This is a genomic window from Corynebacterium auriscanis (assembly GCF_030408435.1).
GTDB lineage: Bacteria > Actinomycetota > Actinomycetes > Mycobacteriales > Mycobacteriaceae > Corynebacterium > Corynebacterium auriscanis.
In genome coordinates, this window is sequence record NZ_CP047046.1 from 2391614 (window position 1) to 2406947 (window position 15334).

The 15334-nt window shown below is 58.4% G+C and carries 10 protein-coding genes, 1 tRNA gene and 1 pseudogene; 9 read left to right on the forward strand and 3 right to left on the reverse strand.

The window, feature by feature from the left end; all coding sequences use genetic code 11:
* Positions 1-252: 252 nt before the first annotated feature.
* The 9 genes from CAURIC_RS10230 to CAURIC_RS10270 all read left to right on the forward strand — a co-directional run bounded on the left by CAURIC_RS10230 (position 253) and on the right by CAURIC_RS10270 (position 12111).
* On the forward strand, positions 253-2493 hold the full coding sequence (locus tag CAURIC_RS10230; protein ID WP_052094963.1) for a transglycosylase domain-containing protein: 2241 nt from the start codon (positions 253-255) through the stop codon (positions 2491-2493).
* A gap of 83 nt (positions 2494-2576) precedes the next feature.
* Complete coding sequence (locus CAURIC_RS10235) at positions 2577-3470, forward strand: metallophosphoesterase (RefSeq protein ID WP_052094961.1); 894 nt, start codon at positions 2577-2579, stop codon at positions 3468-3470.
* Between the two features lie 248 nt (positions 3471-3718).
* Positions 3719-3795, forward strand: a tRNA-Pro gene (locus tag CAURIC_RS10240).
* Between the two features lie 773 nt (positions 3796-4568).
* Positions 4569-7928, forward strand: coding sequence for a DUF4040 family protein (locus CAURIC_RS10245; RefSeq protein WP_290182758.1), 3360 nt, complete (start codon positions 4569-4571; stop codon positions 7926-7928).
* Positions 7925-8422: a cation:proton antiporter subunit C gene (locus CAURIC_RS10250; RefSeq protein ID WP_035114275.1), complete on the forward strand. Its 498-nt coding sequence runs from the start codon at positions 7925-7927 to the stop codon at positions 8420-8422. Before CAURIC_RS10245 ends, CAURIC_RS10250 begins: the two co-directional genes overlap by 4 nt.
* The gene (locus CAURIC_RS10255; RefSeq protein ID WP_035114274.1) at positions 8423-10174 is read left to right on the forward strand and encodes a monovalent cation/H+ antiporter subunit D family protein; all 1752 of its coding nucleotides are present in this window, start codon (positions 8423-8425) and stop codon (positions 10172-10174) included. It abuts the gene before it with no gap.
* Between the two features lie 3 nt (positions 10175-10177).
* Positions 10178-11386, forward strand: a complete 1209-nt coding sequence (locus CAURIC_RS10260) for a Na+/H+ antiporter subunit E (RefSeq protein ID WP_290182759.1) — start codon at positions 10178-10180, stop codon at positions 11384-11386.
* Positions 11383-11661: a monovalent cation/H+ antiporter complex subunit F gene (locus CAURIC_RS10265; protein ID WP_035114273.1), complete on the forward strand. Its 279-nt coding sequence runs from the start codon at positions 11383-11385 to the stop codon at positions 11659-11661. Before CAURIC_RS10260 ends, CAURIC_RS10265 begins: the two co-directional genes overlap by 4 nt.
* Positions 11662-12111, forward strand: coding sequence for a Na+/H+ antiporter subunit G (locus tag CAURIC_RS10270; protein ID WP_083284293.1), 450 nt, complete (start codon positions 11662-11664; stop codon positions 12109-12111). It abuts the gene before it with no gap.
* 87 nt (positions 12112-12198) lie between these two features.
* Here CAURIC_RS10270 and CAURIC_RS10275 read toward each other — a convergent pair whose 3' ends face one another.
* The 3 genes and pseudogenes from CAURIC_RS10275 to CAURIC_RS10285 all read right to left on the reverse strand — a co-directional run bounded on the left by CAURIC_RS10275 (position 12199) and on the right by CAURIC_RS10285 (position 15312).
* Entirely contained in the window at positions 12199-12624 is a 426-nt protein-coding gene (locus CAURIC_RS10275; protein ID WP_035114272.1) for an organic hydroperoxide resistance protein, read from the reverse strand.
* Between the two features lie 130 nt (positions 12625-12754).
* Positions 12755-14081: pseudogene (locus tag CAURIC_RS10280) on the reverse strand (ISL3 family transposase).
* A gap of 262 nt (positions 14082-14343) precedes the next feature.
* Entirely contained in the window at positions 14344-15312 is a 969-nt protein-coding gene (locus CAURIC_RS10285) for an SMI1/KNR4 family protein (RefSeq protein ID WP_035114271.1), read from the reverse strand.
* Positions 15313-15334: the final 22 nt, after the last annotated feature.

Sequence of the window (15334 nt, forward strand, 5' to 3'; positions counted from 1 at the left end):
GCGCAGAAGACCGAGAGCGAAAAGCGGGGAATCTTAAACCCCAAGGGGCATAACACAACTGGTTTTGACGATTTGAGACGCAGCTCACAATTTTCACCCCCACCCCCTTGTCCGTCCGGCATTTTTCGTCAGTCTCATATGCCCCGGCATTCCCCTCCGACCCAGTTGTTACGAGATAGAGAGCCCCCTCTGGTTGCTGCACATCGTCGACTAGGGTTAGTCGATGTGAATACTTCGACGTCCCTCGCCAAGATGTTTGCCGCCATTGTCGTGGGTGGTTTGTTACTCGCCCTCGCCATGGTCCCCTTCGCGGGCCTGAGCGGCTGGGCCGTTAGCGCGACCAACAAGACGATGAACTCGAACGTGCAGGACATCTCCGCCAACGATGACCTACCCAGGATGTCCAACATCACTGATCGTTACGGCAACACGATGGCCTACATCTACGACCAACGTCGAATCGAAGTAAAGCCTGATGAAATCTCGCAAAACATGAAAAATGCGATCGTGGCTATCGAGGATCGTCGATTCTTTGAACATGCAGGCGTCGATATAAAAGGCACCCTACGCGCCGCGGCCGCCAACGTGACCAGCGGCGGTGTGTCCGAAGGAGCGAGTACCCTCAACCAGCAGTATGTGAAGAATTACCTACTGCTCGTGAAAGCGGAATCCAGCGAACAGCAGGCCGCGGCAATTGAAACATCTATTCCGCGCAAACTGCGCGAAATGAAGATGGCCAGCGAATTAGATAAGGAGTTTTCCAAAGACGAGATCCTGACCCGGTACCTCAACCTCGTATCTTTCGGCAATAACTCTTTCGGCGTGCAAACCGCCGCACGGACATACTTCGGCACCAACGCCAAAGACCTCACCATTCCCCAGGCCGCGCTGTTGGCTGGAATTGTGCAATCGACAAGCCGCCACGATCCCTTCACCAATCCCGATGGCGCACTCGCGCGCCGCAATGCAGTGCTGGACGCGATGGCAAGCACCGGCAAAATCTCCGCCACCAACGCCGCTCGGTATAAAAAACAGGGCTTAGGTGTGGGCAAGGAACCCAAGGGAGATACAAACGGTTGTATCGGCGCAGGTAATGCAGGTTTTTTCTGCGATTACGTGCTGCAGTGGCTGGATTCCAAAGGGATTGACCGCGACAAGGTCGCCAAGGGTGGATTGACCGTTCGCACAACGCTGGATAAAAAGGCCCAGGAAGCTGCGGATAAGGCTTCAAAGAACCACGTCTCCGCTACGCAAACCGGCGTGGCTAGCGTGAGCAACTTCATTTCACCAACGGGCAATGGGCACGAAGTTGTCGCCATGGCATCGTCCCGAAACTACGGCCTTGATACAAAGAAGAAGGAAACCGTCCTGCCCATCACCCATTCCCTCCAAGGGCACGGAGCCGGTTCGGTTTTCAAGATCTTCGCGGCCGCCAAAGCTATTGAACAAGGCGCAGGACTCAATACCGTCCTCGACGTTCCGAACCGAGTGGACGTGGACAACATGGGTTCAGGCGGCGCGAAGAACTGCCCACCCAGCAAGTACTGTGTTGAAAACGCCACCTCCTACAAGCCCACCATGACATTAAAGGAAGCCCTCGCTACCAGCCCAAACACCCCTTTCATAACCATGGCGGAAAAGGCCGGGGTAAAGGGCATCGTGGACTTGGCTGTCAAGATGGGCCTGCGCAGCTACGACGACAAAGGTAGCCACGGGGATACCAGCATCGCCAAGTACACGAAGGACAACAACCTAGGTTCCTTTGTGTTGGGCCCCAATGCGGTCAACCCTCTGGAACTATCGAACGTGGCGGCTACCTTGGCCGATCACGGACGGTGGTGCGAACCGCGTCCAGTACTCAGCGTCACCGATCACGCTGGCAATGAAGTGCCTTTGGGAAAGAGTAACTGCGAGCAAGCCCTGAACAAGAACGTTGCCGATGCGTTGTCCAATGGCATGGGTTCGGACATTTCCTCCGGAACCGCCGCAGGCGCTGCGGCCAGTGTTGGCTGGTCCGGCCCCATCGCAGCAAAGACGGGTACCACCGAGACAAGCTTTTCCGCAGCATTTATGGGCTTCACTCCGCAATGGGCAGGTTCCACTTACATCTTCAATGACGGCGGAAGCTCCCAGAACCTGTGCACCTCCCCCGTGCGCCAATGCGGTGAGGGCAACTTGTACGGCGGTAACGAACCCGCGCAAACCTTCCTAGAAGCATCGAAAACCGGAGTAGCAGCCCGTGGAGGCCCGGGCCTTCCCAAGTACGACCCCAAGTACAACACGGGTACAAACCCGGAAAAGTTCGCTTCCAAGAACGCCGGTGCAAGCAGTCAAGGTCAAGCATCCGCGCAACCACAGCGCAGGAACGGTCCCTCGCAAGGACCCGCGACTCCACCTGGGCTTCAGGACTTTGAAAACCAGATCAACGATCTGCTGAATCGGCTTCAGTCCTTCGGTGACCAAGCCGCCGGCGGTCGCCCATCCCGCAGGTAAGGTGGAGCATCGTGATACCCACCGACCAAACTTCCAAAAGTCGCGTTGTCACCAGCTTGTTGGGCGCCACTGCAGGCTTGGCAATGACCGGGCTGGCTACCGCCTACCTGGCTAACCGCGAAATCCGACAATTCGAGATGCACGAGGTCACCGTGCCGGTTTTCGAACCCGGCGCGCTGCCCGAAGGTTGGGGTTCCGTACGGGTTCTGCACATCAGCGATCTTCACATGCTGGCGGAGCAGAAAGCGAAAGAGGCATTCCTCGCAGGATTGGATACCACCAACCCGGATCTGGTCATCAATACCGGCGATAACTTGGGCTCCAAAGACGGTGTGCCCACGGTGGTCCGCTCATTGAACGACCTAATGGACCGACCAGGCGCGTTCGTTTTCGGCTCTAACGATTACTTCGCTCCTCGCCCGGTCAATCCCTTCATTTACCTGCTTGGGAAAAAGCGCAAGCCCAGTGAGGAGAAGCTTCCGTGGCAAGGTATGCGCGCTGCCTTCGTAGAACGTGGTTGGCACGATGCCACCCACCAACGTGTGGAGTTCACCATCGCCCCAGCCGGTGTTGCTGAATCTGACTACGCGCGCGAAATCAAACTAGCCATCGCTGGTGTGGATGATCCTCACCACCAGCTGGACGATTACGATGCCATCGCCGGGCCCGCCAACCCCGATGCGGATCTGAAGATCGGTCTGAGCCACTCCCCCGAACCTCATATTCTGGATCGTTTTGCAGCTGACGGGTACCAGATTGTTCTAAGCGGTCATACTCACGGTGGCCAGTTATGCCTGCCCGGCGGGAAGACGATCGTTACCAACTGTGGAATCGACCGCGGTCGCGCCAAGGGGTTATCACGATGGAGTGAGAGGATGTGGCTGCACGTAACCAATGGTTTGGGCAACTCCAAGTACGTGCCATTCCGCACCTTCTGTCGCCCCAGCGCCACGCTGCTGCACTTCGTCGAGAAGTAGACCGGAGCCCGAGGAGAAAACCCAGCGCAGAGGAATCCCCACTCGAGAGCTAGCCCCAAGCTCAGCGCGAGCCCCCGCCCAAAACCACAGCGAAAACGTAGGGGCGCTTTGCGCCGTAACATCGCTGGGCGATATAGTTGTCAATCGTTACAGCGAATGGTTTTCGCCCCGTTTTCTACGGAAAAGCCAGATGAGATTCCGAGTGGAATAGCAGGCTCGGGGTGTGAAATCCGGAAGCGGTATCCAGCCGGGGTATGGCGCAGTTTGGTAGCGTGCTTCGTTCGGGACGAAGAGGTCGCAGGTTCAAATCCTGTTACCCCGACCAGAATTTTTGACGGTTTCGGACTTCTCATTGAAATTGTGTGGGAAACTGATTCCTTCAGCTCAACCCACCGCTTCGGCGGTGGGTTTTGTCATGTCCGGGTTCAGGGGTTAGGTAGGGGGTGAGGTAGCAAAACGGGGTTAAATGGCAAAACGTGTACCCGCCGGCTTTCCACCCGAGAGCGGCACAATGGTTCATTTTCTTGTCTACCTAGGCACGGCGAAAACTACGGCGAAAACTTTGGGGCAACGATCTGTCGTTGACGCGGCGCTAATACCCGCTGGCGCTCGGCCTAAAAGCACTAATAAACAACCATTCAAACAACTTCCAACAACTTCAAACAACCTCAAACAACTGCGCAACAACCTGACAACAACCAGGCACCACCACGTTGAGCAGCGCAAATGCCGCATGATGGCGCGGTGTCCGCTCTATGATGTCCGCACACAGCTGTCGCGATGCGCCCTAGTTGTTGTTTCGATGTGCCCAAGTTGTTTGAAACAACTTCCTGGGGTTTTGCAGTGTTGAAGGGATTTCAATTTCATCGCCACAGTCCTCACCCCCACCCCGCAACAGTCCTCACCCCACCCCGCACACCTGCACCCCCACCCCCCTTATGGGTGTGGAAAAGCACCTGCTAAGATTTCTTAACAGTCGCATAAATTGCAATCGCGGTGCATGCAGCGCCACAGTCACCTTCGACCATGATGTGTGGTTGTTGTATGGGCTGGTTTCCCATCCAACCGATCTATTGACTTTCGGGGTGTTGCTTAAACGTGGCCATTCTCGCCATTCCCGCTGTCCTTCTCATCGCCCTAGCCTGCGTCCCCTTCCTGGTTAAAATCCTCGATCGAAACGCGGGTTGGCCACTCGCGATCGCGTTCTTAGCCCTAGCTGGTTTCTTGATTTCGAAAGCAGAAGAAGCCCTGCACGGGGCCGGGGTTTTCTGGACGCACACGTGGATCAAAGGCTTCCTTGCAGGTAGTACTTCCCAAGATCCAACGGGCCTCACATCAGTTCCCGAAAACGTCTCACGCAACACCGCTTTCAGCGGCGACATGCAGATCACCCTGCGCCTGGATGCGCTAAGTCTCGCTTTTACGCTCCTCGCGCTGATCATCGGCGCGATCGTGTTCATCTATTCCACGCGCTATCTGCACCGCGGCTCCCGAATCATGAGTTTCTATCTACTCATGACCACCTTCATGGTGGCTGTGGTTATCCTGTTCCTCGCTGATGATGTAGTCCTGCTGTTCATCGGCTGGGAGCTGGTCAGCTTGGCTTCCTTCTTCCTTATCGCCCGCGCCGGCTCCAGCGGTGAGGCGGGTTCCATCCGCACGCTGTTGCTCACGTTCACAGGCGGTCTCTTCCTCGTTGCGGCCTTGGCGATCATGGTGGCCACCACCGGAACCATGAGTGTCACCGAAATCATCGCGTCTCCAGAATGGGAAAACGAGCCCGTGCGAATCGGCCTCGTCGCTATCCTTGTGGCGCTTGCTGCGTTCTCCAAAGCCGCGCAGATCCCGTTCCACTTCTGGCTGCCAGAGGCGATGGCTGCCGACACCCCGGTCTCGGCATTCCTCCACGCTGCCGCCGTGGTGAAAGCCGGTATCTTCCTGCTGCTGCGCTTCAACGCGCTGTTCAACGGCGCGGCCATGTGGCACTACATCCTGATCTGTGTGGGTATGACCACCGCCGTCATGGCTGCCGTGTTTGCCATGCAAAAGACGGACTTGAAGAAGCTCACGGCCTATTCCACCGTCTCGCAACTGGGTTGGATCGTAGCCACGATCGGTGTGGGCACCCCGTTCGCCATCTCCGCGGCGATCGTGCACACGGCCGCTCACGCACTGTTTAAATCCTCCCTGTTCATGCTGGTTGGTGTGGTCGATCACCAGGCCGGTTCGCGCGATATTCGCCGCCTGGGTCCCCTGTGGCGCCAGATGCCGTTGACCTTCGTCTCCGCGGTTATCGCTGCGGCCTCCATGGCTGCTATCCCACCTACCTTTGGCTTCGTATCCAAGGAAGGCATGTTGGAGGCCTTCACCGAGGCTCCGTTTAACCGCATTGGAATTGGCATTCTGCTGACGGTTGCGGGCGTCGGTGCGCTAGCTACCCTGTTGTACTCCGCGCGTTATGTTTTTGGGGCGTTCGTCGACGGTAAGCGCGATATGTCGCACGTGAAAGAAGCTCCACTTTCCTTGCTGCTACCTGCTGCGTTGCCCGGTGTGTTCAGCTTGCCGCTGGTATTTTTCATGGGGTCGGCCGATCATGCCATCGACGCCGTGGTCAAGGCCACCGGCGCTGGCGAGGCCCACACTCACTTGGCGTTGTGGCACGGGGTGACACTTCCGCTGATCATTTCCTTGCTTGTCATTGCCGTAGGCGTTGTGGCAGTTGTTAACCGACGCCGCGTTTTTGACCCGCTGGAAGATCGCCGCTTGGGTCTCGTTGCAGGTGAGGACATTATTCAGAAGACCGAGGACCTGTCGGCGCGCCTCGGCAAACTGCTATCCCGCCCGGCAATCTCCATTGCACCATACCGCCACGTCGTATGGATTTTCGCCATGATCATCACGATGGCGGCCTTCGCGATCATGGGACCGGGCCGTTTGGGGGGCCTCACGGCTCTCACCCCGCGTGTGTCCGGTATTGACCGTCCCGAAGACCTCATCGGCCTGGTCATCGTCGCAGCTGCAACCATCAGCCTGACGGCCACGCGGTCGCGCTTCGCATCGGTCATCCTGGTGGGGGTTGTCGGCGCGGGTGTGTCCTGGGTCATGCTCACCTTGGGCGCTCCCGATGTGGCGCAAACGCAGCTGCTCGTGGAGTTCTGCGTGGTCGTCATCATGATGCTGGTCATCCGCTACCAGCCACGTCTGTACTTGCGCGAGGGTGAAAACCGCACGAAGTTCGCCACCACGCTGGCGGTTGTTATGGGCCTGATCACCTTCTTCGGTGTGTGGCTCCTCATCGGTCGCCACGATAAGCCGCAGATCGCGCAGTGGTACTTAGAGAACACTCCGGAGATTTCCGGGGCGAACAACGTAGTCGCCGCCATCCTCGTGGAATTCCGTGCTTTCGATACGATGGGCGAGCTCATCGTGTTGGGCATGGCCGGCATCGTCATTGCTGCGATCATCGGTTCTATTCCGCGATCGCCATTCCCCGGTTACGGCCCAGGTTCTACAGCGGAATTGTTCCGTGCGCCGGGCACGCAACGCTTCCCGGACGTGCACAAGGTCCCCGAGCTAGCACCGTTTTACTCCAAGTACCTGCGCTCGACGTACTTGAACTCCATCGCCTCTCGCTTGGCGCTGCGCCCACTGCTGCCGATCCTGTTCATCCTGTCCGCAGTGGTGTTCTGGCGCGGTCACCAGGCCCCCGGCGGTGGCTTCCTCGCGGCTCTTATCGCTGCGTGTGCACTGTTGTACGTCTACCTTTCCCGAGCCACCGCCCGGAAACTGGGTAGCGATGAGATGGGTTACCGCTTGGTGGGTGCCGGTGTGCTGCTGGCCCTTGGTACGGGCTTGGCCGGTTTTGCCAAAGGTAGCTTCCTGGCCCCGATCCACGGAGAGGTCGCCGGTGTGCACCTCACCACGTCGCTGCTGTTCGATGGCGGTGTGTACCTGGCAGTGATCGGCCTGATCGTCATTGTGGTGAATCAGATGGGCGGCCGTGAACGCCCCGGTGTCAACCCTGCCGATATGCCTTTTGGTCGACGCCAAGCTACATTCAGCCCCAAACTCAGCAGTCTTAAGAATTCCCGTGAACACCAACCTGTTGAGGGCAAGCGCGCGGATAACGCCACCAAGCTCAGCCCCGTGGCCATTCACGCTGGTGGATCGCATGTTCCACTGAATCCCAGCGCAGTCAAAGAACACGCACAGCGCAAGCAGGATTCAGCTGAACCTGACATACAAGGCGCAGAAGACACACGGCACAAACAACGCTCAGTCGCGCCTCACCAGCAAAGCGCTGAACACACACAGCGCACGCAGGATTCAGCTGCCTCTGACGATGAGAGACCCGCGCGGGGAGAGCAGGGCGTCGGTAAAAAAGAAAAACCGAGAACCGTAAACAACCGCACCCCCGACGAACCACATAACAACGAAGAAGGAGACCGCGAACAATGATTATTGCTGCGATCATCGCCATCCTCGTTGCCGGTGGTGTGTACCTCGTGATGCAACGCGGCATGATGCGCCTCATCTTGGGCGTGACGCTCATCAGCCATGCGATCAATGTGTTGATTCTGGCCACCGGTAACTCCGCGTGGCGCCAAGATCCCCTCATGGATCGCGCGACCGCAGGTGAAGCTGCCGACCCTCTACCGCAAGCGTTCGTACTGACCGCGATCGTGATTTCAATGGCTGCGACGGCCGTCATGTTGACGTTGACGGCCCTGGGGCGTGATGACGATACCCGCCATCCGGAAGATCCGGAGCGCACCGCACGGCGCAACCGGGTGCTCAACACAACGGGTCATGGTTTGAACCGTGCGGGATCCGGTGACCGCTTGGCGAAGCAAGCTGCCGACCAGCGGCTCAGCGAAGAAACCGGCCAGGGTGTCGCCCGCGGTGCAGACCGGCGGATTCAGAAGGAAAAGAAGAAGGAAAGTGGTGCCTAAATGACCTCCGGAGCTCTTCTTGCACTGTTTATTGTCGTCCCCCTCCTAGCCGCCGCCGTGGCAGCGATTCTGCCGTGGGAACTGGGTCGCCGCGTCCTTGGTTTTGCGATCCCTACCGCCGGAATCGTGGGGTCCGGGGTGCTACTCGCGCATGTCGCCGGCGATCAGCCCACGGTGTTAGCGGACAACGTAGGTGCCTTCCCCGGCGGCATCTCCATTCCCCTGGCCGCCGATACACTGACCGGAATCATGCTGCTAACCACCGCTATCGTGTGTCTCGCAGCTACCTGGTTCGCCGACATCGTGGGTGAAACCCGCGCGCGTTTCTTCCCCGCACTATCCCTAATGCTGATCGGTGGCGCGTGGGGTGCGCTGCTCACCGCGGACCTCTTCAACCTGTTCGTGTTCATCGAAGTCATGCTCATGCCCTCGTTCGGTTTGATCGCGATGACCGGCACGTGGGCGCGCCTATCGAGTGCACGCATGTTCATCATCGTGAACCTAGTTACCTCGCTGGTGCTACTGACCGGTGTGACGTTGACCTACGGCGTGATCGGCACCACCAACCTGGCGGCCCTGGCGGGTTCGGCCGGTCCACGCGGTGGTTTGGGTTTTGCCGAGGGCGTACCTGGTAGCCAGTGGCAGCTGGTCGTTACCTTGGGCATGGTTTTGCTGGCCCTCGCAGTGAAAGCGGGTTTGGCTCCCGTTCACACATGGCTGCCACGTGCCTACCCGGCAACCTCACCGGCCGTAATGGCCCTATTCTCGGGTTTGCACACGAAGGTTGCGGTGTATGCCATCTTGCGCATCTACATGACCACCTTCGAAGGCGATACATCGTGGGCGTGGGGAATCCTAGCGCTGTCGGTACTGGGCATGATGGTTGGTTCTTTCGCGGGACTGGCTGAATTCTCGGTACGCAGCGTAGTGGCCTACCAAATGGTCAACGGTATTCCATTCATGCTGGTAGCGCTGGCGTTTTTGAATAACCACCCACACCTGATGCTCAGCGCTGCCCTGTTCTACATGCTGCACCACATGGTGGTTGCCGCAGCGCTGATCATGTCCTCGGGCGCGATCGAGGAAACGTACGGCACCGGCACACTCAAGCCACTATCCGGAATCATGCGACGGGACCCGTTTGTGTCCGTAGTTTTCGCTGCCGGTGCTCTGGCGATCGTGGGGCTGCCGCCATTTTCGGGCCTGTGGGGCAAGGTTGGGCTGGTTATGGGCATGGCCTTTGATGGCTCCTGGAAGGCGTGGATCGCCATCGGCGCGATCATCGTCACATCTGTCGGCGCCCTGTTCTCGATGATTTACGTGTGGCGCGAAGTCTTCTGGGGACGGCAGATGAATAAAAATGAGTGCCCACCTGACCTGCGCGTTCCCACTAGCTATGTTATGCCCAGCGCAGCCATGATGATCCTGTCGGTGGCTATGTTCTTCGGCGCTGGCCAAGTGTATGAACTAACAGGTAAGGCAACCGATAGCCTCACCGATACCACCGGATATGTTCGCGCCATCATGGGGCCGGACGATGCCCCGTCAGTGGGACGTGTATTGCCCCCTGGACCTTCCGGTATGGATAACGTGCCGGCGGGAATGCGTAGCGCGGCGGATGCCAATGCCGCAAAGGAACGCGAAGAACGCCGTGAAAGAACCATCCCCGAACAGCACAGCTCCACTGACCCCCGCGTGGATTCGCCCCAGGGTAAATCCTCCGAAGCCGAAACCCGGAAGACAGGTGAATAAGCCATGAAGCCGTTGAAAATGGGTTTTCACGCACTCCGTTACGGCGTGTGGCTGGTTGGGCAAATCCTCAAAGAGTCCACGGTCATGGCCATGGATACTCTCGGAACCGGCCGCCACATCGCACCCGTGGTGATCTACTATCCCCTGCGCATCCGCAGCGAGGTAGAAATCGCTGCGTTCGTTACCTCCATCACCATGACCCCCGGCACGCTCGCCCTAGGCCTTACCGGCCCCAAGGAGGTCGACTACGGTGCAGCCGCGGGCGGGGTGAACCGCGACGATATCTCGGCGGTCACTAAAGCCGAGTTTCGCACCCACGGTCTCGATAACGTCCAGCGCTTCTTGGCCGTGCACGCGATGTACGGTCTTAATCCCGAGGAGATCCTCAGAGACTTAGCGGATATGGAAGAGCACCTGGCTCCGTACGTTAAGCACATCCCGCAGCGGTTCCACGTGAAGCATCTGGTGGAGCGCGGTCGCCCCGGCCCTCGTGGTTTCCGCGGCAGCCGCGGTGGTCGTGCGTCTGATGAGACGGTCTTTGACGTGGAGAAGGTGGATTCCACACCGCACGCCGTGGGGTTCGTTTCGGATATTCTGCGCCTCGATGAGGAAGAAAAGAACCCGGAGGACCTCAAGGACATGAGCCGTGAGGAACGCTACGAAGTCGCAGCGCGCAATGCCGAGCGCAACAAGGACCGCGCGCCCGGCGGCCATCGCAGTTCCGGTGTTGATGATTCCGGCCAGCACACTTCCGACGGCGACACCGGCGACGGCAACGGCGGCGGCAACGACACGAATGCGGCCAAACGCGCCAGCGCCCGTCGCGTCCGTCGCGAAGAGGCCAACATTGCCGCCGCCCGTGCTGAGCTACATGAGACCGACCGCGCGGGTACGTCCTCATCCAGTCGGAAGGCGAGTGACGAGGTAGTTGGTGGCGTCGATAAAAATAACCAGTTCTACACCGATATCGATACCTTCCACGGCGACCGGCTAGGCAGTTCGCACCCCGATCGTCAGGGACGCACCAAGCCGGGTGAGACGCTGTACGACCCGCTGTATCCCCGCAATAACCCCGACGAGGACGATGTAGACGGCTCGCAGAAGTTCCTGGAAGATCCATTGCCGTGGTACGTCAAGGACAGCCAGAGCCGGGCCAGTAAAGAAAAACGGCGCAAAAACCGTGCCAAGAAGGAGCGGAGGAAGCACCAGTGACCCCGACAAACCTGATGACGATTCTGGCGGGCATCGCCGGGATGATCTTGGTGGTGAGCCTGTGCACGGTTTTGTACCGTGTCACTACCACGCACAACGATGCCCGCCGCGCTGTTCTGGGCGACATGCTCTTCATGACGATGGCCGCGTTGTTCCTGTGCTATTCGCTTACGCACCGCACGTCCATCACATATGAAGTCGCGCTTTTCGCCGGGCTGTTCGGCCCCTTGAGCACTTACGCTTATGCCCGCATCATCACCCGAGGGAGGCGCTAAATGTCCGCTGTTTCTTTTCCTTTTCATGTCGACGCCACGTCCAGCACTTACAATGTGGCCTTCTTGGCAGCCGCAGGTGAAAAAGTGGAGTTCCATGAACCCAGCTGGCTCGCCGTCATCGTTGCGGGGGCGCTGGCCATTATCGGAGCGATCTACGTACTGGTGAGCGCCCGCGCGATGTACCTAGCCCCCGATGCACTGTCGCAGTTGAACATGGTGGGCCCAGCGGTGGGTGTAGGTATGCCCCTATTAATTGCCGCGAATTTGGTGTATTCGTGGTCGATTGAGGGGTTCGTGCTGGGGCACTGGATTCGCGCGATCGTGGCGATTTTCGCGCTGCTCATAATGAGCGCTGTGGGTTCATACGCAATGGGGCGCGCCTTGCACGCCACGCACTGGGATCATACTGTTCCACTCTCCGGTGGTCAGCGGCCGAAGGAGCCTCGTTAGCGGCGACAACGGGAAAGCCGTCGCGAGTCAGTGAGGACACTGGCTGGCGACGGCTTTGTTATACCCAGGGGGCTTTTGCAGTATTACTTACGCCACAGTGGCCTTGACCTCGGGGTCCACGTTGCCGCGCATTGCCTTGGAGTATGGGCAGAATGCGTGTGCCTTATCCGCCAGCTCCTGCGCCTTGTCCTGATCAACACCGTAGATGGTGACCTCGATTTCAGCGGTGATCTTGAAGCCTTCACCGTCCTTATTAAGGGCGCACTGGACGGCGACTTCTGGCTGGCGGTCAATTTCAACGCTTTCCTTGCGCATGATGGCCTGAAGAGCACCGTTGAAACAGGCGGCCCAGCCCGCGGCTACAAGTTGCTCTGGGTTGACACCGTCACCGGAGCCACCGAGTTCCTTGGGTGGGCGGACATCGAGGTCGATTTGGCCATCGGTGGTCTTTACGTGGCCGTCGCGACCGCCACCGGTAGAAACTGCCTTTGCTGCGTAGAGTGCATCGCTCATGTTCAGTCAATCCTCCTTGGATTTACGAGGTTCTTCTGCCGTCGCCCAGCCTACGGAAAACTGACGCGAACGGCAGTGATATCGAGTCTAAGGCGCCCCAGTCGGTTCGGTGATTCAGGCTCTTCACGATTTAGAGTGCGTTGATCCGGGTGTGCAGCTGCCCGGAGTGAATCAGGCACCGCACGATGTAGTGGCCGAGGTTGCGCAACCCCCAGGGCGGTCCCCCGTAGATGCTCTAGCCAGCCATTGATGGCCTCGACCGGCCCGTTGGACGCCCCGATGTCGAAGTAAGCCAGCACACATCCTCGCGCCGACGCCACACCGTCCTCCCCAGCCGGGGCCAGCTCCTCCAGACCTTTCGGCACGCCCTTACCCAAGGTGTTGATGATCCGTTTCCATCAACGTCTTGCCCTCCGATTTCTTCGGGTGCCCGTAGGCCTAGATCATGTCCTGGTAGAACATCCACGTGACCTCGAGTGCCGCGTATTCGTCATCGGTGGCCCACAACAGGTCCAGCCGCCTGTTCTGCCGCTCGGTGAGGTAGTTCCCTCCTGGGCAGCAAGGTCCGCCGGTGCTTGTACAGCAGATCATCCTTAGTGTCCACAACACCCGGTGGTCTCACGTTGGAGCCTCTGCCGGCAGCCAGTAAGCTTGTCCGCGGCCAGATGCACGACGTAGAACGGATCCATCACCTTCCTCGCCTGGGGCAGTACCCGGTCGACGGCGGTGGCGTAGCCGGTGAAGCCGTCCACGGTCACCACCTGCACCTGGCTGCGGAGACCAGGGTCGCGTTCCTGCAGCCACGTGCGCAGCACGTCCGCGCTGCGGCCTGGGCGGATATCTATTAGTCGGGCCGGCCCACGGCCATCGGCCAGCGGGGTGAGGTCGACCAGAATCGTCACCAGGGTGGACGGCTGGCCTGGCTTTCGGGTGTCCTTCCACACGTGCTCATCCACCCCGAGGATGCGCACCCCGTCCAGATGGGAGGGGTTGTCGTCGACGAGCTGTCGGCAGGCGTCCACAGCGACTTGATTGACCAATTCCCAACCCACACCCCGAGGGCCTTGGCGGTGGCGGCCACGCTCATCCTGTCGATGGCCAGTCGCTAAAGGATCCAGCCGGTCACCCGGTGGGTGAGCTTGGCCCCGTCATTGGCGCAGTTGAGGGAGGTTTGGAAGATTGTCCTCGGACATTGTTGATTGGTGCAGGTGAATCGGGGGGGGCACGAACGTGCAGGCGGGTGGGAAACCCCACGACCGGCAGATCAACCAGTCGGCGGACAGTGTGATCACGCAGTTTCCCGGGTTGGGTGCAGTCGGGGCAGTGCCCCTCGACAGCGACCGGGGCGGGGCGTCGATGATGGTGAAGGTTCCGGCGTCGGCGGTTCCGGTGATCGTCAAGCCGATTTCTGCCGTGCGGCAGATGGGGTCTGCGACGAGGTTGCCACGAGGCTGCACAGTAGGTCCTGGTTCGGTTAGATGGACGGTTTCGGAGCTCTCATCTTGTACCGGCTAGGACCCCTACATGTTGTGCCACCCCGAACCAGGCTCTGCGGTCAGCTACGCACTCCAAAACGCGAAGAGCCGCTAAACAGTGGGTTGAGTTGGGGGTTCCGAAAACAGAGATCGCGCGCCGATTAGAGGTCAATAAGACGACACTGTACAACTACCTGAACAACTGAACACACACTGATCTCCCACAGCTTTTAAGTTTAGATCTCTAGAAGGGCTGTCGGAACATGCTAACGAGCGAAGCGATGTAATCATCTTTGAGCTTGTAACCGTGTGGTGTTTCTACCAGCACCCCAAGTTTGGTTCGACTTTCCCACCACCCAATGAGAGCGGCATCGAAATATGAAACAGCTGACCATCCAGATGGGGTCATAAAGCTGTAGCCAAGTAGCTCATAAATACAGAAACGTGGACCTTCATCTTGAGGTATGCTCCAGTCTTCCAGGCTGTAATAATTCTCTGCTGTCTGAGCGAGGTAGAACAAAAGATCTTGGAATTTGAAAGAATCCTCGTGCACATACATCTTAATGGAATCTCCACTGGCTAAAGGCTCAATGGCTTTACGTAGAACCGGTTCCATATCGGGTAGTGAGCTGGAGGCGATTACTTTCTTTAGGATTTCACCGAGCTCGCCTTCGCGGGCAGCTTGGATACCTTCGTGTCCGCGATAGGGGGATCGTTCGCTCTCTTTGTAGTCAGGGTCGGGTCGCAGTTTGGAAAGGAAGTCACTGAAAGAATCAGCAACAAGGACGAAGCCGTCGTCGCTTTCGTTATCGAGGTAAAGCACGCTATGGGGTGGGAATTCCCGGAGCTCATAGTTGATGACGAAGCACTCATGCATTCCAGATTCTGCGCATCCGATTAGGAGGACTCCCTTCGGGATTTCCCATTCTTCGGTGAGGAAGCCGGCGTAGTCGACTAAGTCATTATCCGATCCGTTTGTGGTGGTTCCATTCCCGAAGATGCGGTCTAGCTTGCTGTCGAATTCCATCCCGGAAGGTAGGTTCACATTGTCGAGGACACAGTTTTTGAAACTGACTACACCGCCGCCTGTGGTTTTCACGAACTCTGCGTAGTCGTCTGGGAGTTTTCGTTTAATTTTACGCTCGATTGCGCGGATTCTCCCGCCATTGCAGGGTTCGCCGGGGTATAGTAGCGTAATCTGCGGTAGTCTCATACTAATTCCTTGGTTATGTCTC